Origin of the sequence: Streptomyces sp. NPDC001502 (assembly GCF_042894785.1) — a bacterium.
Taxonomy (GTDB): Bacteria; Actinomycetota; Actinomycetes; order Streptomycetales; family Streptomycetaceae; genus Streptomyces; species Streptomyces kutzneri.
This window is the reverse complement of sequence record NZ_JBIAVW010000002.1, coordinates 46,290-66,778: the sequence shown is the minus strand read 5'-3', so window position 1 is coordinate 66,778 and position 20,489 is coordinate 46,290. Positions and strand designations below refer to the sequence as shown.

The 20,489-nt window shown below is 71.9% G+C and carries 16 protein-coding genes; 4 read left to right on the top strand and 12 right to left on the bottom strand.

Annotation, left to right across the window (positions count from 1 at the left end):
* The first annotated feature begins 17 nt into the window (after positions 1-17).
* Entirely contained in the window at positions 18-1,724 is a 1,707-nt protein-coding gene (locus tag ACFY0D_RS02765; protein ID WP_390796617.1) for a thiamine pyrophosphate-binding protein, read from the top strand.
* Positions 1,725-1,760: 36 nt separating this feature from the next.
* Here ACFY0D_RS02765 and hppD read toward each other — a convergent pair whose 3' ends face one another.
* The 6 genes from hppD to ACFY0D_RS02735 all read right to left on the bottom strand — a co-directional run bounded on the left by hppD (position 1,761) and on the right by ACFY0D_RS02735 (position 9,292).
* Entirely contained in the window at positions 1,761-2,843 is a 1,083-nt protein-coding gene (gene hppD / locus ACFY0D_RS02760) for a 4-hydroxyphenylpyruvate dioxygenase (RefSeq protein ID WP_390796616.1), read from the bottom strand.
* Positions 2,840-4,174, bottom strand: a complete 1,335-nt coding sequence (locus ACFY0D_RS02755; RefSeq protein ID WP_390796615.1) for a cytochrome P450 — start codon at positions 4,172-4,174, stop codon at positions 2,840-2,842. The genes hppD and ACFY0D_RS02755 overlap by 4 nt, the downstream gene beginning before the upstream one ends.
* 58 nt (positions 4,175-4,232) lie before the next feature.
* A complete protein-coding gene (locus ACFY0D_RS02750; RefSeq protein WP_390796614.1) occupies positions 4,233-5,165 on the bottom strand; it encodes an aromatic prenyltransferase in 933 nt (310 codons plus the stop codon).
* 121 nt (positions 5,166-5,286) lie between these two features.
* Positions 5,287-6,357: a methyltransferase gene (locus tag ACFY0D_RS02745; protein ID WP_390796613.1), complete on the bottom strand. Its 1,071-nt coding sequence runs from the start codon at positions 6,355-6,357 to the stop codon at positions 5,287-5,289.
* A 56-nt stretch (positions 6,358-6,413) separates the two neighbouring features.
* Positions 6,414-7,640, bottom strand: a complete 1,227-nt coding sequence (locus ACFY0D_RS02740) for a cytochrome P450 (protein ID WP_390796978.1) — start codon at positions 7,638-7,640, stop codon at positions 6,414-6,416.
* Between the two features lie 2 nt (positions 7,641-7,642).
* Positions 7,643-9,292, bottom strand: coding sequence for a GMC family oxidoreductase (locus ACFY0D_RS02735; RefSeq protein WP_390796612.1), 1,650 nt, complete (start codon positions 9,290-9,292; stop codon positions 7,643-7,645).
* Positions 9,293-9,480: 188 nt separating this feature from the next.
* On the opposite strand from ACFY0D_RS02735, the gene ACFY0D_RS02730 reads away from it, so the two are divergent.
* The 3 genes from ACFY0D_RS02730 to ACFY0D_RS02720 all read left to right on the top strand — a co-directional run bounded on the left by ACFY0D_RS02730 (position 9,481) and on the right by ACFY0D_RS02720 (position 11,365).
* The gene (locus tag ACFY0D_RS02730; protein WP_390796611.1) at positions 9,481-10,032 is read left to right on the top strand and encodes an EF-hand domain-containing protein; all 552 of its coding nucleotides are present in this window, start codon (positions 9,481-9,483) and stop codon (positions 10,030-10,032) included.
* Positions 10,033-10,196: 164 nt separating this feature from the next.
* Positions 10,197-10,643 (top strand): DUF6153 family protein, encoded by a 447-nt coding sequence (locus ACFY0D_RS02725; RefSeq protein WP_390796610.1) that lies wholly within the window; start codon positions 10,197-10,199, stop codon positions 10,641-10,643.
* 89 nt (positions 10,644-10,732) lie between these two features.
* On the top strand, positions 10,733-11,365 hold the full coding sequence (locus ACFY0D_RS02720) for a DUF305 domain-containing protein (RefSeq protein WP_390796609.1): 633 nt from the start codon (positions 10,733-10,735) through the stop codon (positions 11,363-11,365).
* Positions 11,366-11,436: 71 nt separating this feature from the next.
* Here ACFY0D_RS02720 and ACFY0D_RS02715 read toward each other — a convergent pair whose 3' ends face one another.
* The 6 genes from ACFY0D_RS02715 to ACFY0D_RS02690 all read right to left on the bottom strand — a co-directional run bounded on the left by ACFY0D_RS02715 (position 11,437) and on the right by ACFY0D_RS02690 (position 20,466).
* Positions 11,437-12,420: an MASE1 domain-containing protein gene (locus ACFY0D_RS02715; protein ID WP_390796608.1), complete on the bottom strand. Its 984-nt coding sequence runs from the start codon at positions 12,418-12,420 to the stop codon at positions 11,437-11,439.
* Between the two features lie 62 nt (positions 12,421-12,482).
* Positions 12,483-13,313, bottom strand: a complete 831-nt coding sequence (locus ACFY0D_RS02710; protein ID WP_390796607.1) for a PP2C family protein-serine/threonine phosphatase — start codon at positions 13,311-13,313, stop codon at positions 12,483-12,485.
* A gap of 82 nt (positions 13,314-13,395) precedes the next feature.
* Positions 13,396-14,940, bottom strand: a complete 1,545-nt coding sequence (locus tag ACFY0D_RS02705; protein ID WP_390796977.1) for an alpha/beta fold hydrolase — start codon at positions 14,938-14,940, stop codon at positions 13,396-13,398.
* Between the two features lie 332 nt (positions 14,941-15,272).
* Positions 15,273-17,378, bottom strand: coding sequence for a SpoIIE family protein phosphatase (locus ACFY0D_RS02700; RefSeq protein ID WP_390796606.1), 2,106 nt, complete (start codon positions 17,376-17,378; stop codon positions 15,273-15,275).
* Positions 17,379-17,504: 126 nt separating this feature from the next.
* Positions 17,505-18,479 carry an ABC transporter substrate-binding protein gene (locus tag ACFY0D_RS02695; protein WP_390796605.1) on the bottom strand — a complete coding sequence of 325 codons (975 nt, stop codon included), beginning with the start codon at positions 18,477-18,479 and terminating at the stop codon, positions 17,505-17,507.
* A 1-nt stretch (position 18,480) separates the two neighbouring features.
* A complete protein-coding gene (locus ACFY0D_RS02690; protein ID WP_390796604.1) occupies positions 18,481-20,466 on the bottom strand; it encodes an ABC transporter permease subunit in 1,986 nt (661 codons plus the stop codon).
* Between the last annotated feature and the right edge of the window lie 23 nt (positions 20,467-20,489).

Genomic DNA, 20,489 nt, shown 5'->3' with positions numbered 1-20,489 from the left:
GCCATGAGGGAGATCCGGTGAGAGTCTACGAGGCCATCGTCAAGGGGCTGGAAGGCATCGGCGTACGGGCGGCCTTCGGCGGTGCCGGGGAGAACGCGGCGGGTCTGATGCTGGCACTGAAGCATTCGCAGCTGATCCGGCCGATCATCACCCGGCACGAGCAGGCCGCGTCGTTCATGGCCTGCGGATACGCCATGTACACCAACCAGCTGGGCTTCTGCTTCGCGACCGCCGGGCCGGGCGCGTTCAACCTGTTCTCGGGGCTGGCCGTGGCCATGTCCGACTCCTATCCGGTCCTCGCGGTCTCGGGGTACGCGAACACGCGGTGGCGCGGATGGGGTTCGCTCAACGAGACGTCGGGGCTGAACCGCACGCCCGATTCCCAGGCCATGTTCGCGGCCACGACCAAGAGGTCCTTCCTGCTCACCGACATCGCCGACACCTGCGACGTCCTGGAGGAAGCGGTCAACACCGCGTTCGAGGGAAGGCCCGGTCCCGTGCACATCCACGTGCCCGAGGACCTGACCCACCGCGGTGTCGAGGTGACGGACTTCCGCCCGGTCAGGCTCGACGTACGGCCGGTGCTGCCGGACCCGGCACGGGTGGCGGAGATCGCGGCGGTCCTGGCGGACGCCCTGGCGCGGCGCAAGCGCATCGTGGCGCTCGTCGGCTTCGGTGCGGTGCGCAGCGGGGCGGGCCCGGAGGTCCAGCGGCTGATCGAGCGGTTCCAGATCCCGCTGCTCACCACCTTGGACGGCAAGGGCATCGTGTCGGAGGGGCACCCGCTCGCGGTGGGCGTCTTCGCCGACAGCGGCCATTCGAGTGCGTGGAAGGCCTTCCGTGAGGCCGACGTCGTGCTGTGCGTGGGCAATTCCCTCAACCAGCACGCCACGTTCAACTACCGCGCGGACCTGTTCGAGAACAAGCTGCTCATCCATGTGAACATCTCCGAGGGCGAGTTCCACAAGGCCTACCGGCCCGACCACACCCTGTTGTCCGATGCGCGTCCCGCCGTGGCCGCCCTGGCCGACGAGCTGGAGCGGCTGGTCGGCCAGGTCCCTGCGGCCGAGGTCGACGGCCGGGACTACGAGGCCCGCAGGATCCACCACCTGCCGGGGAAGATCCACCCCGGAGAACTCGCGCAGTCGATCGGGCGCATGCTGCCGCCCGGGGGTGTGCTGCTCGCGGACGCGGGCGCCCATCTCGCGTGGCTCGGGTACTACGTGGAGCTCGAACAGGGGCAGAACTTCCGCAAGGCGGGCTCCTTCGGGCCGATGGCCGGGCACGTCAACGGAGCCATCGGCCTGAAGGTCGCCCACCCGGACCGGACCGTCGTCGTCGGGTGCGGCGACGGATGCTACTCGCTGTCCGGGTTCGAGCTGATGACCGCCGTCGAGCACGAGATCCCCGTCATCTGGGTCATCTTCAACGACGGGGAGTTCAAGCTGATCAAGCTCTTCCAGCTGGTCACGTACGCCGAATCCGGTCTGGTCGAGTTCCGGAACCCGGACTTCGCCGCGTACGCCCGCGCGTGCGGCGCGGACGGGTACCGGGTGGAGACGCTGGAGGAGTTCGAGGAGGCGTTCCGCGCGGCCCTGGCCTCAGGCCGGCCCTCGCTCATCGACGCGAGGATCACGCGCTGGGCCGTGCCGCACTACAGCCCGTCGCCGGACGGCGTGATCGACGGTCTCGTCGAGACCGTCGAAGCACGCTTCCGGGACTGACGGCACACCCAGGGGGCCGTGCCGGTCAGGGCGGGCTCAGGGGCGGCGGCCGCTCCCGTGCAGCCCGGCGGCGCTCTCCTCCAGCCGGACGGACTCGTAGAGCGCCGTGATGTTGCCCCCGCCGAACGTCCGGCCGCCCTGGCGCTCGATGATCTCGAAGAAGAGGGTGTTCCGCCGGTGCACCGACTTCGAGAAGATCTGGAAGAGCTGCCCGTCGTGGTCGGCGTCCACCAGGATGCCGAACTCCTTGAGCCGTTCGACGGTGTACCTTGCCGGTGCCAGCCGCCGGCTGAGCAGTTCGTAGTACGTGTCGGGGGTGCGCAGGAACTCGACACCGCTCTGGACGAGGGACCGGACCGTCTCCACGATGCTCCCGGTGGTGAACGCGACGTGCTGGACGCCGGCCCCGCCGTGGTCGTGGAGGAAGCGGTTGATCTGTCCCGGGTCCCGCGTGATGTCGGGCTCGATCAGCGTCAGCGTCACGCCGCCCGCGCGGCTCCGGACCGCCGTGGTCCGGACGGCCTGCGTACCCACCACGATCCGTTCCGTGAAGGTCGTCTCGAAGTCGAGCACGCGCTCGTAGAACGCGGCCAGGGGCTCCATGTCACCGGGCCGGACACAGACCGCCAGGTGATCGATCCGGATCAGGCCGGGGTGCCGGGGCGCAGGAGCTCCACCGGGCGCCAGCGCGGCAGGCGGGACGGTCGGACCGAGGGCGTCGACGCCTTGGACGAAGGTGTGCGTCACGTCGTCGAAGCCGGCGATCGTGGCGGTGACACCGCCGCCGTGGGCGGCCGGTCCGGACACCGGGCGGGCACCGCGCCGCACCGCCTCGTGGAACGCGGCCGAGGCGTCCGGCACGCACAGGGCGATGTCGGCCACGCCGTCACCGTGCCGCTGCGTGAACGCCGTCCCGGCCCGGTCGTCCGCCGCCGGCTGCACCAGTTCGAGCCGGATCCGGTTCGCCCGCAGCGTCGCGGCCCGGCCGCTCGCAGCCGTACGGGCGGTGAATCCGCAGGCTCCGGTGAACCACGCGGCGCTCTCCGTGAGGTCGGTGACGTACAGCCTCAGGTGGTCGACGCTCATGTCCGTGAAGACGCCCGTGTCCCTCGTGGTCACGCTCGTTCACTCTCCTTCGACAGGTGGCGGGGGGTCTGGCGGGGAGCGGCCGGGCGGACCGCCGGATCCGTGGGCAGTGCGACCGGCAGGCGGTCGAAGGACCGCTGGGTCGCCTTCCTGCGCCGGACGGGAGGGCCGGCCAGGGCGAGGCCCGGCAGGTGGGCGTGGAGCCGGGAGAGGTACACGGCGATCTCCATCCGGGCCAGCCCCGCTCCCACGCACCGGTGGATGCCCTCGCCGAACGTGAGGTAGCCGGGCGCCCCTCTGGCGGGGTCGAAGCGGTCGGGGTCGGGGAAGACCGCGGGGTCCCGGTTCACCGAACCGATCAGAACGTGGACCCCCGCCCCACGGGGGATGGTGGTCCCGGCCAGTTCCACGTCCTGGACGGGGACGAGCTGGGAGGCCGCCATCCAGATCGGCGGTTCGTGGCGCAGGCACTCCTCCACGAAGCCGGCGGCCTTCTCCCCGCCGGGATCCGCGAGGGCGGCTCGTGCGGCCCGGGGAAAGCGGATGACTTCGAGGGTGGCGTTGTCCATGGCGGCGGCGGTGCTGTCGGAGCCCGCCATCCACAGCCCCCAGAGCATGTTGATGAGCTCGGCCTGGCCGAGCGCCGCCCCGTCGTCCCCGCCACCGCCGCTGCCGTTCGCGAGGGCGGAGACCGCGTCCGCCCGAGGGCGCAGACGCCGCTCGGCCGCGAGCCCGGTGAAGTACTCCTCGATGGCGAGCGTGGCCTCGTCGGCCTCCCGCAGGGCCGTCTCGTCCGCCGTCGGGTGGGCCGCCCCCAGGGTCCGGGAGACCAGCGGCGCGAGGGAGGACCGGTCCGCCTCGGGTACGCCGATCAGGTCGGCCATCACGTGCACGGCCAGCGGAGCGGTCACCTCGGTGTGGAGGTCCACGCTCTGCCCGTCGCGCAGGCGGGCGACCACGGGGTCGAAAAGCCTGTCGCACCACCGCTGCGCGGTGCCCCGCAGCGCCTCCACCGCCTGGGGCGTGAAGAACGGGGACATCGCCCGGCGCAGCCGGGTGTGCTCGGGACGGTTGGTGTTCGTGATGCCCGCCAGGAAGTTCTGGAGGGTGCGCGACCGCCCGATCCTCGGCTGCTTGGCTCGCAGTTCCTCCTGGGTGAGGCTGCGGAAGGCGGGATCCCGCATCACCAGCCGCGCCTCCTGGTGGCGGCTGATGAAGTACACCCCGCCGGTCGGGTTCGGATGCACCGGCGAGTTTTCGCGCAGCCATGCGTACAGCGGATAGGGGTCGTCCATGGTCGGGGGGTCCTGCATGCAGGCCAGGACATCGACCCGCCCGTCGCCGTCGACGGGAAACGCTGACACTGAACCTCCGGTGGAGGGAACGGGAGGGGACGAAGGAGAGGGTGGCCGCCGGCGCGTGTCACACGGGCAGGGCGGGGTCCAGCTGCCTGCTGCCGCTGAAATGGCAGCTCCATCGTTCGAAGGCGGAGAGCATGTCGCCGTAGCAGCTGCGCTCCGCCTTGATGTACGTGCCGTCGCCGGGGCCGAAGGACCAGCCGATGACCGTGCAGCCCTCTGCGTCGTAGGACGGTGCGGTGGTGAGGAAGGTGGCGATCCGCTCGGGGATCCGGGGCAGCCGGTCGTCCGGCACGTTGAGGGCGTAGAAGCAGACGCGTGCCACCCTGCCCGTGTCGAGGGAGACGGTGACCGAGATTCCGTAGTCCTGCGGCATGAGCGTCCGCATCTCCGCGACGTCTTCCGGGAGCGGGGGCGCGACTGCGACGAGCGAGACGATGTCGGCGCACTGGGCGGGCGTGACGGGGCCCTGCACACGGAAGTAGATGTTGACGGAGTGGTGGCGGTGGTCCACCGCGAGGAAGCGGATGTGCGCGAGACCGGCCCGGGCGAAGGCAGGCAGGTTGCGCCGCAGGGCGTCCGGAACGGGCGCCGCGTCGAGGACTTCGGCTGCCGGGCGGGTGCCGCCCAGCCACACCCATGTCTTGTCCAGTCCGGTGCGGGCGGTGAAGTCGCAGGACTGCTCGGCCGCGCCGTCGTAGAGGCCGCTCCAGAACTCGATCAGGGGTGCGAGGGGCGTGTCACGGGGCAGCAGGCCGGCGTCGATCGCCGTGGCGAGGGTGTCGGTGCGGGTCCGCGTGTAGAACCGGTAGCTGAGGTCGTCTCCAGGGCGGCCGGTCGTCTTCCACACCACCGCGCTGTCAAGGAAGTCGTCGGCGTAGGCGGCCAGGCATGTGCGGGTGACCTCTTCGTCGAAGGGGGCCTGCAGGGCGGCGGAGGTCGCTCGGATGTCCTCCAGGAACTGGAGCTGGGTGACGTACGTGGTCGGTGTGGCCATCGTGACTCCAAGGTCGTGCTGACGTGCTGACGTGCGACGGTGCAGACGTGCCGGGGTGCTGGGTACTGGGTGCCGGGATGCTGATGCGCCCGTGGCGGTACGCCGGAACGGGCGGAGCGTTTCAGGCGCGCCGGGCGACAATGACTCCGTTGGCCCCCGCGGCGTCGAACCGGAGGATCTCGGTGTCGGCGAAGCCGGCCTCGTGCAGCCACCCCAGGTACTCGTCCTCGGCGTAGTTGCGGCCCGCTGCGGTTTCCACCAGCATGTTCACGCCCATGAGGGCGGCGTCGAGGGGGCCGGTCCGCTCACGGTTGACGAGCAGCTCGCAGACCAGGAGGACGCCGCCGGGCGCGAGGGCCTCGTGACACTTGCGTACGAGGGCCCGGCCGTCCCGCTCGTCCCAGTCGTGGAGGATCATGCTGAGCAGGATCAGGTCGTGGCCCCCGGGCAGCGCCGCCTCGCGCTGGAAATCGCCGGGCGTGATCCGGACGTGCTCCGCCATGCCCGCGGAGGCGATCCGGTCCCGGGCGAAGTCGCAGACGTGCGGCAGGTCGTACAGGGTGCCGGTCAGGTGCGGGTGCTGCCGGCGCAGCTCGATCAGGAAGGCCCCGGAACCGCCGCCGACGTCGAGCACGCTCCTGTGCGGCCGGAAGTCGTAGGTCTGACCCAGGACGCGGGCGGTGGCCGCGGACAGGGAGTGCATGCCGTTCCAGAACAGTCCCGTGAAGTCGGGGTCCCCGGACGAGAAGAGAGTGGTCTGGATGTCGGGGTCCCAGGTGAGCGGCCGGTTCGAGCGCACCGCCGCGCCGAGGTCGTGCCAGGCCAAATACGCCCGGTCGTTGAAGCGCACGACGCCGCCGAAGTAGCAGTCCTTGCCTTCCACGAGGAACTGCTCCGCCAGCGGCGTGTTCCGGTAGGCGTCCCCGTCCTTCTCCAGAAGACCCAGTGCCGTGCAGGCGGTCAGCAGCATGTCGGCCGGCCGGTCCTGGAGGCCCAGTTCCGTGGCGAGTTCGGCCCTCGTGCGGTGCGGACCTGCGGACAGCCGGGTGAAGAGGGACAGTTCGAGGGCCACGGCCAGGGTCTTGAACGTCCAGAAACCCGTGGCCATGCGCATCAGGGGAGCTGCGGACGGCACGGGAGCGTCCTCCCGGTGTGCTGCGGGGCTTTCCTCATGCTCGTGTACGAGCGTCATCCTGGTATTCCTTTCCGGCGGACGCGACGAGGGGGGCGGGGCGCTTCGAGGCGAGTTCAGTGCCAGCGGACGGGCAGGCTGCGCGGCCCTCTCAGCAGGGTCCCCGGCCGCCAGGCCAGCGCTGCCGGGTGCGCGTCCAGCTCCAGCGCGGGGAAGGTCTCCAGAAGTGCGCGCACGGCGGTACGCGCCTCCAGGCGGGCGAGGGCCGCCCCTGGGCAGAAGTGGCTGCCGTGGCCGAAAGCCACATGGCCGCGGGCGTCGCGGGTGATGTCGAAACGGCCGGGCCGGTCGAACCGGGCCGGGTCGCGCCCGGCGTCGGCGATCACCGGGAGCACGATCTCGCCGCCCCCGGGGACCACGGTGCCGGCGATCTCGACGGGTTCGACGGTGAAGCGGAAGGTGGCGACTTCCAGCGGGCCTTCGTAGCGGAGCATCTCCTCGACCGCCGGGTCGATGAGCGCCGGGTCGGCGCGCAGCGCGGCCAGCTGCTCGGGGTGGGTGAGCAGGGCCAGGACGCCGTTGGAGATGAGATTGGCCGTGGTTTCGTATCCGGCGATCAGCAACACCTGTGCCATGCCGAGGAGTTCTTCCCCGCTGAGCCGGTCGCCGTCCTCGTCGCTGACGGCGATGAGGTCGCTGAGCAGGTCGTCGCCGGGCCGGCCTCGCTTGGTCTCCACCAGGCCGGCGAGGTAGGACGTCATGCCGGCCAGGGCGTCCGCGGTCCGCGGGGTGGCGGCGCCGACGACCAGGACGTCGGACCAGCCGCGGAAGGCGTCGCGTTCGAGGAAGGGCACGCCCAGGAGTTCACAGATGACCGTCATGGGCAGGGGGAACGACAGGGCCTCGACGAGGTCCGCGCGGCCCTGGGGCTCCTCGCGCATCGTCTCCAGCAGCTGTGTGGTGATCTCCCGGATCCGCGGGGCCAGGGAGGACACCCTGCGTGCCGTGAAGGCGCGGGCGACCAGGGCCCGCAGCCGTGTGTGCTGCGGAGCGTTGGCACGGAGCATGGACACCCCCGTGGTCACCGCCTGCACCTGCTGTGCGGGTGAGGCGTGGCGCCACTCCTTCGACAGCCGGGTGTCCGCGAGCGCCGCACGCACCTCCTCGTACCCGAGGACCAGCCAGACGACGGTCCCTTCGGGGAGGCGGACGCGGTGGACGGGGCCGCGTGCACGCAGTCGCTCGTAGACCGGATACGGATCGCGGGTGAAGTCGTCCCCGATCGCCGCCAGATCGATCGGCTCGGCCGAGTCGGCCGCTCCGGCCGGCGGGGCCGTGCCCACGGTCACCGGCCCCGCTCCCGTGGTCCGCCGCCGGTCCCGGGCGCGGGCGTCACCGCAACCGCTGCCGTGCCGGTGGCGCGGCCGTTCCGGATGAGATCGGACGCCTTCTCCGCGACGGCGATGGCAGGGGCGTTGGTGTTGCCCCGCGGAACGGTCGGCATCACCGAGGCGTCCACCACCCGCAGCCCTTCGACGCCGCGCACGCGCAGTTCGAGGTCGACGACCGAGGCGGCGTCCGCTCCCATCGCGCAGGTACCCACCGGGTGGTACGCGGTCTGGGCGCGGGCACGGATGAACGGGATCACGTCCTCGTCCGCGTCCGAATCGGGCGCGGACAGCGGTCCGGTGAGCCGCCCCGCGAGCGGCCGTGCCGCCGCCCACCGCATCGTCAGCCGCACCCCTTCGATCTGGGTGCGCAGATCCTCCGGTGCCGTGAAGTAGTTGTGGGTGATCAGCGGCTTGGCGGTGGGATCGGGGGACGCCAGCGCGACGCGTCCCCGGCTGCGGGGCCCCAGTACGGACGCCCCCATCGAGAGCGCGTGGCGGGGTACGGGCACCAGCCCCTCGCCCGCGAACCCCACCGGGATGACGTACAGCTGGAGATCGGGAGCCGTCAGCCCTGCGCTGCTGCGGACGAAGCCGCCGCCCTCCACCAGGTTGGAGGTGAGGGGTCCGTTGCCCTCGGCGAACGCCGCGATGCTGTCGGGGCGGCCGTGGATCCCGTGGAGGCTCTCGGGCCGGGCCGTCGCGTAGACCTGCGGTACGACGGTGTGGTCGCTGAGGTTGGCGCCGACGCGGGGCGACTCGACGAGCGGGGTGATGCCCATCGCCACGAGTGCGTCGGGATCACCCACGCCGGACAGCAGGAGCAGGTGGGGCGATCCGTACGCGCCGGCGCTGAGGATCACTTCACGGTCGGCGGTGAAGGTGACCGGACTGCCCAGCCGCAGGCCGTGGACGCCGGTGGCCCGGCCGTTGTCGATGCGTACGCCGGTGACCTGGACGTGCGTCACGACGGACAGGTTGGGACGGTCGGCGACGGGACGGAGGTAGCAGGCGGCCGTGCTCGCACGGAGGCCACCCCGCTGGGTGACCTGGAACCTGCCGACGCCGTCCTGTACCGGACCGTTGAAGTCGTCGTTCGCCGACAGTCCGCAGCTGAGCGCCGCCTGTAACGCGACGTCGACGAGGGGGGTCGGGTGCCGCTGATCGGACACGGCGAGCGGGCCGCCGACTCCGTGGAAGGCACTCGCCCCGCGTTCGTTGTCCTCGGCGCGCAGGAACATGGGCAGCAGGTCCGACCAGCCCCAGCCGGTGCACCCGAGAGCGCGCCATTCGTCGTAGTCCGCGGGGTTGCCCCTGACGTAGACCATGTAGTTGGTCGAGGACGATCCGCCCAGCACCCGTCCACGGGGCAGGTAGATCCGCCGGCCGCCCAGCTCGGGCTCGTAGTGCGTGCTGTGGTCCCAGTCCATGTGCGTCCGGTACAGCGCGGGGAAGCCGGCGGGCATGTGCACCATCGGCGAGACGTCCGCGCCGCCCGCCTCCAGCAGCAGCACGCGCACGTCGGGGTCTTCGCTGAGGCGGTGCGCGAGCACGCATCCCGCCGAGCCGGCGCCCACGACGACGTGGTCGAAGGAGTCCTCACGCATGAAATCGGACCCTCTCGCATGGGTTGCCGTCCGTCCTGCATCCGCCTCGACGGAGCGTACTGATCAAGGAGTGCCGCCTCATATCCCAGCCGGTGATCACCACCCGAACGGCCGAGCATGACCTCTTCGGGCATGGGTATTCCCCCCGCGACCAACCGCACCACGCACATGAGCGAAGAGAGACCCTGATGCCTGAGCGCACCATCCTGGACACCAAGCTCGACCGGTTCTTCGGCATGCTCGACGCCGACGACGACGGCGGCATCCGGGAGAGTGACGTCGTCTCGCTGGCGACCAAGCTGAACGCGGCGGTCGGCGCCGACGACCCCGCCACCCTCGCCCGCCTGCGTGACGCGCTCGGGGCGGTCTGGTCCACGGACCTCAAGGCGATGGACACCGACGGCAACGGTGCCATCGACGCCGAGGAGTACCGGGTCGGCGTGCGCCGCTCGCTGGAAACCGACGCCGACGGATTCCTGGGACGGATGGGCACGTTGATGCAGGAGTGGACGACGCTCTGCGACACGGACGGCAACGGCGTGCTCGACCGCGAGGAATACGCGGCCATGTACGGGAAGACGTTCGGTGTGCCGCGGCAGAAGCTCGACGAGGCGTTCAGCAAGCTCGACCTCAACGGCGACGGGGTCCTCAGCAGGGACGAGATCAGCGCCGCGGTCCTGGAGTACTTCACCAGCGAGGAGCCCGACGCCCCCGGCAACTGGCTTTTCGGCTCCGCCTGATCACGGCCGCTTCCCTCAACGCCGCTCCCTGAGCAGGGGGCCCGTATCCGCCGTTCGGCAGGTCGCACCGACCTGCCGAACGGCGTCCCCGTGGACATCTCTTCGAAGGACAGGCATTCCGGCCCGGCTTCGCCCTGTGCGCGCCGGGCGCCTACGATGCCGGTATGGATCAGCAGGCGAGGCGCGCGAGGAAGCCCCTCGTGCTGCGCTCCCGCCTCCTGCTGATCCTGGCCGTGCTGGTGGGCCTCGTGGCCATGCACGGCCTGGGGCCGGGGGCCGTTGCGGCCTCCGCCGCCGCACCCGGGTGCGCGGCCGCCCACGGGACGGCCGTCGCGCACGGCATGGCTGCCGCCGGCGAGCACGCGGTGCGGCACGACCCCGCCGTACGGGCCGATGAGCCGGCCGGCGACGGAAGCGGCGGGCACCCCCAGCACGCGGATGCGACCTGCGCCGCCACGGGTACGGCGGGCGCGCCCGTCCTGCCCTCCCCGGCCGCCGCCCCGGGCGGCGTCGCGGCCGTCCCGGTCCTCGGTGCCGGGATCGACATGAGCGGTGCGGCCCGCGGACGCGCGCCACCGTCCCTGAGTGAATTGCAACTCCTGCGCATATAGGGCGGCCCAAGACACCCCCCCAGCACTCGGACCGGTCCCTACCCCGGCACGCCCCGACGCGCGCGTGCCCTCACCGCAGGAGCAGCACCATGACCAGCAAGCGTTCCCTGATCCGCCGCGCCACGGCCGTGGCCGCGGCCGCCACCGCCGCACTCGTCCTCGCCGCCTGCGGCGGCAACGGCGACGACTCCGGCTCCGGCTCGGCCCACGACGAGCACGGCTCCTCGGCCTCGCCGTCCGCCGCCCCGGCCCGGCAGGGCGACCACAATGCCGCCGACACGGTCTTCGCCCAGGGGATGATCCCCCACCACCGGCAGGCCGTCGAGATGGCCGGCCTCGCCGCGGCCCGCGCGGAGTCCGCCGAGGTGAAGCAGCTCGCGGAGGAGGTCCAGAAGGCCCAGGATCCGGAGATCAAGACCCTCTCCGGCTGGCTGACCGCCTGGGGCGAGAAGATCCCGGCCGCGGGCGGGGACCACGGCGGACACGACATGTCCGGCATGATGACCGCCGAGGAGATGCGGCAGCTCACGGCCTCTTCCGGCAAGGCGTTCGACACCGCCTTCCTCCGGATGATGGTCAAGCACCACGAAGGCGCCGTCGCCATGGCGAAGACCGAGCAGGCCGACGGCGCGTACCGGCCCGCCGAGGACATGGCCGCAGCGATCATCACGTCCCAGAGCGCGGAGATCGCCCGTATGAACACCCTTCTCGGCAAGAGCTGACCGGCTCGGCCGCTCCGGTGCGGGCAGCCGACCCCGGCTGCCCGCACCCCGCCCGTGCCGGCGCGGGCGGGTCAGGGCGGCGGATGGTCATCGGGCGGGTACCGGTACGACCGGGGGCGCGGCTCCATCCGGGCCACGACCTCCGCGAGCCGTCCGCAGAGCTGTTTGATCTCCTCATGCGTCCTGTCGCGTTCGGTGATGACGGCCGCGACAAGGAGGGCCGTCAGCGCGGTCGTGCCGTTGAAGGCCTGGAGCGTCACCATGTTGGCGAAGACGTCGCCGCCCACGAACGGGCCTCTCTCGCCGTCGGCTGCCAGGACCGCCAGCGTCACCACGGCGAGCGCGCACGGCGCCGCGCCGGCCAGCCGGAAGCGGAACGCCGCCCAGATCAGGAACGGCGAGACGAGGAACAGCAGGTTCGAGTCGCGCGTGCGCGTGGCCAGGAGCGTGACGAAGACCGTACCGAGCGCCAGCGCCACCGCCTCGCACCATCGGCCGATTCCGGCATCCGCCGGCCACCGGGCCTTGCGCAGCACGAGCAGGAAGGGGGTGACGACAAGGATTCCCATCGCGTCACCGGTCCACCACACCGACCACGTCGGCCAGAAGTCGGCCGCGTCCAGTGCTCCGGAGAGGACCAGTACCCCGCTGCCGATGGTCGAACTGATCGACATCCCGGCGAGCGCGCCGAGGAAGACCAGTGCCAGTACGTCCCGCAGGCGGTCCAGCTCGTTCCGGAACCCGGCTCTGCGCAACAGTAGACAGGCGCAGACCGGCGCGAGGGTGTTGCCCGCGGTGATGGCGAGTACAGCGGGCAGCGACGGCCCGAGGAACACGTTGACGAGGAACGCGCCCAGCGCGATGCCCGGCCAGACGCGCAACCCCATCAGGAGCAGGGCGGCCAGGGCGACGCCGGTCGGCGGCCACAGGGGGGTGACCTGGTCGCGTACCAGCTGTTCGAGAAGGCCGATCTGTGCGGCCCCGTAGTAGACGGCGGCGACGGCGAGGATGCGCAGCGCGGTGGACCCGAGACGACCCCTCTCCGTGCTGCCCACGACAGCAGTCTGCGCTCTGATCCCGCCACCGGCGACCCCAGTGGCGCCTGTGGTCCCGTCGGTCAGAGCTGCTGCTCGGGGCCGTCGTAGCGGACGACGAGGACCGCCGCGTCGTCGCGGTGTCCCGTCAGGTCGGCCACTTTGACGACGGCGGAGGCAAGCACGTCGGGATCGGCGTCGAACCCCGCGCGCACCAGTCTGGCCACCTCGGCCAGACCGGACTCCATCGGGTAGTGCGGGCCCTCCACCACTCCGTCGGTGAGCAGGACGAGCACGCCTGCCTCGGTCAGCCGCCGGTGGGTCACCGGGTACCGCTCGCCCGGCACGATGCCGAGCGGCGGCCCGCCGCGGTCGAGTGCGATGCCGTGACGGCCGCCTGCTGTGGCCCAGACCATCGGGACGTGGCCGGCCCTGGAGACGGTCAGATCGCGGCTGACCGGGTCGAAGCGAAGGAAACAGCACGTCGCGAAGAGGCCGCGCCCCATGGCGATCAGCAGATCGTTGGCGCGGCCCAGTACCTCGCGGGTGTCGCTCGTGGTCTGCGCGAGGGCGCGCAGGCTGGTGCGCACCTGTCCCATGAAGGCGATGGCCTCCACGTCGTGGCCCTGCACGTCGCCGACCGTGAGCCCCAGTGACCCGTCGTACATGACGAAGGCGTCGTACCAGTCGCCGCCGACCTCCAGACCGCCCCGCGAGGGCGCGTACCTGGCGGCCAGCCGCAGCCCGGGCAGCTGCGGCAGCCCGGGCGGAAGCATGTGGCGCTGCAGGGCCTCGGCCAGCTCTACCCTGGCCCGCTGGTACTCGATCCGGTCCAGGGCCTGATCGACGAGCTGCCCGAGAGCGACCAGCAGTTCCTGCACGTTGTCGGGCTGCTCGGGACGGTGTCCGCGCATCACGGCTCCTGGCTCTCCCACAGCCTCCTCGTCTCACCCTAGCCGCTGCCCCCGCACGCCTCCACAGGGGTGATCCCAGGTCTCAGGACCCGATCTCGAACTCGGGCGCCCGCAGGCCCTTGAGGCATGCGGTCTTCGGCGCGGCCGGGTCGTCGAAGAAGGAGACGGTGATCTCCTGGGCGCACTTCGAGGTCGCGAACACCACGTGCGGCTCGTACGGGACCGTGACGACCTTGGCCTTGGGCAGCGTCCGGGCGACGTACGGCCCGTTGTCCGCCCCGGTCTGGGAGTCGAACCCGCCCGACAGGGCGAGGGTCGGGATGTCACCGCGCGTGACGTCCCGGATCGAGGGCGGCGCCGGGGGCACGTTCCAGGCGTCGCAGTCCGGGCGGAGGAAGGTGAGCTGCGGAGCCTGCGCCTGTACCGAGCGGGGGTACGTCGGGAAGGCTTCCTGTCCGCCCCGGAGCGCCTCCGCCTGGCTCTCGTACGGGGTCCACTCGCTGCAGAAGACGCCGTAGACGAGTCCGTGCGCGACCCTGCCGATGGCCTGGGGGCTCAGCTTGCCGCCCGCCCACTGCCGGGCGATCCGCTGCGGCTTGCCGTGCGCCAGCTCGTCGAGCGCGGCGGGCACCTGGGGCGCCACATGGGTGGCGGAGGTCATCCAGTTCACCAGGGCTCCGCCGTCCAGGACGACCTTGACCGGCTTGTCGCTGCCGGGGAGGGTGACGGTGGTGGTGACCGGCTTGGCTTCGAGCTCGCGGACGAGGCGGTCGAAGGTGGCCGACAGGTTCGGATAGCGCTTGTTGCACGCCGGCTGGTCCGCGCAGGCTTTGAACAGGCCGTCGAAGCCCTGCCGGGCGCTGCTCCAGGTCGCCGCCGACCCGGAGTTGGAGGGCGGCAGTATGCCGTCGATGCCCACCGAGCGGAGCCCGTCGGGGTGCAGGCGCATGTAGACCAGCGCCAGGTGGGTGCCGTAGGAGATCCCGAACAGGTTCCACTGCTTGATGTCCAGGGCCTTGCGCAGGTCCTCGTAGTCGGCGGCGCTCTCGGTGTCGTTGTAGGCGTCGAGGTCGATCCCGCGGGCCGCCAGTCGGTCGCGGCAGGCCTTCGTGGCCTCGACGTGCAGGCGTTCGGTGGACGGAGCGTCGTAGACGAGGCCGACGGAGCGTGCGTTGAACTCGTCGATGTTGGGGCACAGGAGATCCGGCTCGGCCGAGTACGTACCGCGCTGGGACATGAAGATCACGTCACGGTCGCGGTTCAGGCCGCCGTCGATCGCCATCTTCGCCTCCCCCACGGCGTCGTCGCCGGGTCCGCCCGCGAGCCACACGATGGGGTCGGGTTTCGGCTTGTCGGTCGCGGCGGGCACGATCGCGACACCGAGGTCGATGGTCCGGCCGTTCGGTTCGGCGCGGTTCTCGGGCACGGTGAGCGTTCCGCAGCGGGCCTCGTCGAGCGCCTCGATCGGTTCCGGCGTCTTCGGGCAGGGGCCCGGTTCGAAGCGGGCGTCGCCCACCGTCCGGGCGACCGTGCCGGTGGGCGCGTCGGGGCCGGCGCTGGTGTCGGTGCGGGACTGCGCCTGGGCGGGCGCGGTGAGCAGGCCCGTGACGAGGAGACCGGTCACCATGCCGGCCGAGGTGGCCAGGAGCCGTCGTGCGGTGCGGCGCCGACGGGGCGCCGGGTGGAGTGCCATGTGCCCTCCCGGTCAGTTCGGGGTGATCGTGAACGGTTCGGGCTCGCGGCCGGGTTTGCGTCGCCGAGTTCGGCAGCGGCTTGCGCAGGTCGGCGAAGTCGGCGGCGTTCTCGGATGTGTTGTCGGCGCCCAGGTCGATGCCGTCGGCCGTCAGGCGGTCCCGGCACTCCTTGACCGCCTTCGGCATGAGCGGCTGCGCGGCGGGTTCGGACGGAACGCTCGCTCTCGACGCTACCGGTCGGGCCGTAGGCGCGCACGCGGAGCGATCAGCGGCCCGCGGTGGTCAGCGCGAGGGACCCACCGATGGGCTGCTCCGTCCAGATGGTCTTGCCGGTGCTGGTGAACCGGCAGCCCCAACGGTCGGTGAGCTGGGCCACGAGGAACAAGCCCCGCCCGCCCTCGTCCGTTTCCCGGGCACGACGCAGGCGTGGCTGAGTGCTGCTGGGGTCGGACACCTCGCAGACGAGCACCCGGTCGCGGATCAGCCGGAGCCCGACCGGTCCCCCGGCGTAGCGGATCGCGTTCGTGACGAGCTCGCTGGCGACGAGTTCGGTGACGAAGCCCAGGTCGTCCAACTGCCAGTCGGACAGCTGGCCCACCACCAGCTCACGCGCGTGCGCGACGAGCGAGAGGTCGGCTTCGAGTTCCCACTCGGCGACCTGGTCGGACGAGAGGACATGGATGCGGGCGAGCAGCAAGGCGGCGTCATCGACGGGTTCTTGTGGCCGCACCCCGTCGAAAACGGTCCGGCTGAGCTCGTCGAGCGGCAGCCTCGGGTCGGCTCCGGCGAACGAGCCCCGCAACCTCTCCATCCCCTCCTCGATGTCGCCGCCCCGGCTCTCCACGAGTCCGTCCGTGAAGAACGCGAGCATGCTGCCGGGCCGTACGCCGAACTCCGTCACCTCGAACGGCACTCCACCGACCCCCAGCGGCGGCCCCGGCGTCACCCCGAGGAAGGCCGGCTCCCCGTCCGGCGGGAGCAGGACGGGCGGCGGATGTCCCGCGGCGGCCGCGGCGCACCGGCCCGCCACCGGGTCGTAGACGGCGTACAGGCACGTCGCTCCCAGCACCGCCGGCTCCGAGCGCTCCGTGCGCTCTGTGCGGGACTCGCCGGCCATCTGCTCCTCGGAGAAGCCGAGTACCAGGTCGTCGAGGTGCGTGAGGAGCTCGCCCGGATCCAGGTCGAGGTCGGCGAGGGTCTGCACCGCGGTCCGCAGTCGCGCCATGGCCGCGGTGGCATCGAGGCCATGGCCGACGACATCCCCGACGACGAACGCGACGCGCAACGACGGCAGGGGGATCACGTCGAACCAGTCTCCGCCGACGCCCAGGCCGCCACCCGCCGGCTGGTAGACGCCGACCGTTTCGGCGGCGGCGGAGTCCAGGGCCGAGCGCGGCAGCAGGCTCCGCTGCAGGGTCACCACCGACCGGTGTTCCTTGGTGTAGCGGCGCGCGTTGTCCACGCCGAGTGCGGCCCGGGAGACGACGTCCTGCAGCAGTGCGGCGTCCTCCTCGCCGAACGCGGAAGGCAGCTGACTGCGCCATACCGTGACGCAGCCGAGGATCAGGCCCCGCGCGTAGAGCGGCATGGCCACGGAGGAGTGAGCTCCGCTCGGGACGAACAACGGCAGGGCGTTCGGATCCACGCCGAGCTTCGCGTGCAGGACGGCGACGTCCGGCACCAGTACGGGCAGCCCCTTCATGAGGGGACGCATCAGCGTGCTGTCCGTCACGGGAGGAAGCGCCTCTCCCACGGCCAGCAGGTCCTCGGCGGATATCTCCGGGCTCTGCGCGGCGGCGGTCCGGCGCAGGCGGACGTCGCCGCTGGTGTCGAAGCGCGGGGGCTCGTCGCCCACCAGCACGTTCTCGGCGATGTCCACGGTCGCGAGGTCGGCGAAGTCGGGGACGAGCAGATTCACCAGGGTCCCGGCCATCTCGGTCACGTCCAGGGAGGTGCCGATGCCCGCGGCGGCGGCCTGGGAGAGCGCCGTCCGGCGTCTGCGCGCATCGCGCTCGGCGGCCTCCTCCGCCGTTTCCGCCGGGGTGAGCAGGACGAGCCACTGCGTGCCGGCGCCAAAGTCGCCCGGGGTGCGAGCCGCGAGCCGGACGACGGTGCAGACCAGCGGGACCTTGGGGCCCGCATGATCGCCACCCGGAACGGTCATCGGGTGCCCGGCCGGTCCCGCATCCGTTCCGGCGCGCGGCAGCACCCCCAGCAGGGGCACACAGGTCCGGCCCGGCGAGCACTCCAGCAGCGTCGCGGCCCGCTCCGAGCGGGCGATGACCACGCCTTCGTCGTCCAGGACGACCGCTGCCGTGTCGCTGACGGCGGCCGAGGCCGGCCCCGGGCCGCGATGCTCCGGTTCACGCATGTCGCCTCCACGCACCGTGACCTTCAGTATCGTCCCCGAGCGGAGACCCGGCGACCCGCAGCACGCGTCTTCGCCGGGCAGGAGCGAGGCCGGGGCCTGGAGGGGGTGCCCCTCCAGGCCTCCGTGTCAGGACGGGAGCCACGACCGCCAGGTGGCCTCGTTCCGCTTCGCCCAGCGGCCGGCCGCTTCCTGCGGTGACAGCTTCTCCTCGGCGATCATCAGGGCGACGTCGTTCTGCATCTCTGTCGTCCAGCGGAACTTCTTCAGGAAGGCCGCGGCGTCACCTCCGCCGTCCGCGAAGCGGGCGTTGAGGAACTTCTGCAGCGGCGTGTGCGGGTACGCGCAGGCCACCTTCTGCGGGTCGGCGTCACAGCCCTCCTCGTAGGCGGGCAGCTTCACCTCCGTCATCGGGACCTTCTCGAACAGCCACTGGGGCTTGTACCAGTAGCTCAGGAACGGCTTCTTCTCCTTGGCGAACTGCCTGATCTGGGTGATCTGCGCCGCCTCCGAGCCCGCGAACACGACCTGGTAGTCGAGGTCCAGGTTCTTCACGATCGCCTTGTCGTTCGTCACGTAGGACGGGGAGCCGTCCAGCAGCTGGCCCTTGCCGCCGCTCTCCGCGGTGCGGAACTCGGCGGCGTACTTGTTCAGGTTCTTCCAGTCGGTGACGTCCGGGTGTTCCTCGGCGAAGTACGTCGGCACGAACCAGCCGATGTGGCCGGTCACTCCGAGGTCGCCGCCCCGCGCGATCGTCGCCTTGTCGTCGACGTACCGCTTCTCCTGCTCGGGGTGGCCCCAGTCCTCCAGGATGGCGTCCACCCGGCCCTGGCTGAGCGCGTCCCAGGCGGGTACCTCGTCGATCTGGACGGTGTCCACCCGGTAGCCGAGCTCGTGCTCCAGCAGGTACTGGGCGACGGCGACGTTGGCCTGGGCGCCCACCCACGACTGCACGGACAGCGTCACGGTGCGGGAGCCCTTCGCGTCGGCGTACGGGGAGGCCTGGCGGGTCATGTCGGCGGCGCCGCAGCCGGTGAGGGCCGTCAGGGCGACGGCGAGGCCGGCCGCGAGCGCGGCCGGGGTGGTGCGTCGTGCGTGAGCCATCTCAGGCCCCCTTTCCGGCGGAGTCGCGGCGTTCTGTCGGCTGGGTGACGCGGTCGAGCATCAGGCCGAGGCAGACGATCGCCGCGCCGGCGACCAGACCGGTCGCCAGGTCGCCCTGGGCGAGGCCGAAGACCGCGTCGTAGCCGAGCGCGCCACCACCCACGAGGCCGCCGATGACGACCACCGCGAGGACCAGCACCACGCCCTGGTTGACGGCCAGCAGCAGCGCGGGCCGTGCCAGCGGCAGCTGGACCTGGAGCAGTTGCTGCCGTCCGGTCGCGCCCATCGAGCGTGCGGACTCCAGCGCGGCCGGGTCCACCGCGCGCACGCCCTGGGCCGTGATCCGCACCACCGCGGGCAGCGCGTAGACCACGGCGGCCGCGGCGGCCGGGGCGCGGCCCACGCCGAAGAGGGCGACGACGGGGATCAGGTACACGAACTGCGGCATCGTCTGGAAGACGTCGAGCACCGGACGCAGCGCGCGCCCCAGGCGGGTGCTGCGGGCTGCGGCGACGCCGAGGGCGAAGCCGATCAGCAGGGTCACGGTGACGGCGGCCAGGACCTGGGACAGGGTGTCGAGCGCCGGGTCCCAGACGCCGAGGACACCGATCGCGGCCATCGCCAGGACGGCGGTGGCGGCGGTGCGCCAGGTACCGATGAGCAGGGCGAGTGCGCCGACGGTCAGCAGGACCGTCCACCAGGGCAGCCACTGCAGTCCGTCGCGCAGAGGGCCCAGGACCCACGTGGTGAAGTGCCCCGCCCAGTCCGCGGTGCCGCCGACGAGGGGCACTCCGGAGTAGAGGTGGGCGGTCATCCAGTCGACCGTCTTGTTGACGGGCCCGGCGATGTCCACCGTCCAGGTGCCGGGCCATGAGAGCCCGTCGACGAGGCGGCCGCCGACGACGACCGCGGCGGTCAGCAGGGCGGCGACGGACCGGACGAGCCCGCTCCGGGGGGCCACAGGGGCGCCGATCCGCTCCCCCGCCGCGGCGGTGACCCGGTCCAGGACGATGGCGAGCAGCACGATCGGCACACCGGCGGCGAGCGCGGCGCCGACGTCGACGGAGGCCAGCGCCTGGTAGACGCGGTCGCCGAGACCGCCCGCGCCGATGACGGACGCGATCACGGCCATGCCCAGCGCCATCATGATCGACTGGTTGACGCCGAGCAGCAGTTCCTTGCGGGCCAGCGGCAGCCGGGCCGTCAGCAGCCGCTGCCTGCCCGTGGCGCCGAGCGAGGTGGCGGCCTCCACGACGCCGGCGTCGGCGTCGCGCAGCCCGAGCGCGGTGAGGCGGGCCATGGGCGGGGCGGCGTAGACGACGGTCGCGAGGACGGCCGCGGGTACGCCGATGCCGAAGACGAGGACGACGGGCAGGAGGTACGCGAAGGCCGGCAGCACCTGCATGGTGTCCAGCACGGGCCGCAGGATCCGGTGCATACGGTCCGACAGGCCGGCGGCCAGCCCGAGGAGACCTCCGAGCAGCACGGACGCGGCGACGGCGACCACCATCAGGGCGAGCGTCTGCATGGTGGGCACCCACATGCCGAGCAGTCCGCACACGGCGAAGGCGGCGGCGGAGGTCAGCGCGAGCCGGACTCCCGCCACCCGCCAGGCCAGCAGAGCGGCGGCGGCGGTGACGCCGGCCCAGCCGAGGGCGAGCAGCACCAGGTACACGGCGCGGACGGACACGACCACGATGTTGCTGACGTGCCCGAAGAAGTAGAGGAAGAGCGGGTGGCCGTCGCGGTTGTCGATGATCCAGTCACTGGCGCGTCCGAGCAGTTCGGACAGGTCGGCGGTGAGCGATGCCGGCCAGTTTCCGGCGCCCGGGAGCAGGCAGCCGAGGACGAGCGCGAGCGCCGCGCAGACGCCGATGAGCCGAGCGCGGTGGTGCGCGAGCGTGCGCAGCACACCGGGTCTGCCGTCGGTGGGGGGCGTGGTCGTGGTCGTGCGGCCCGGAGGAGCGGGGGTGAGGGTGGTGGTCATCGGCCCCACCGCCCTGCGCCGGC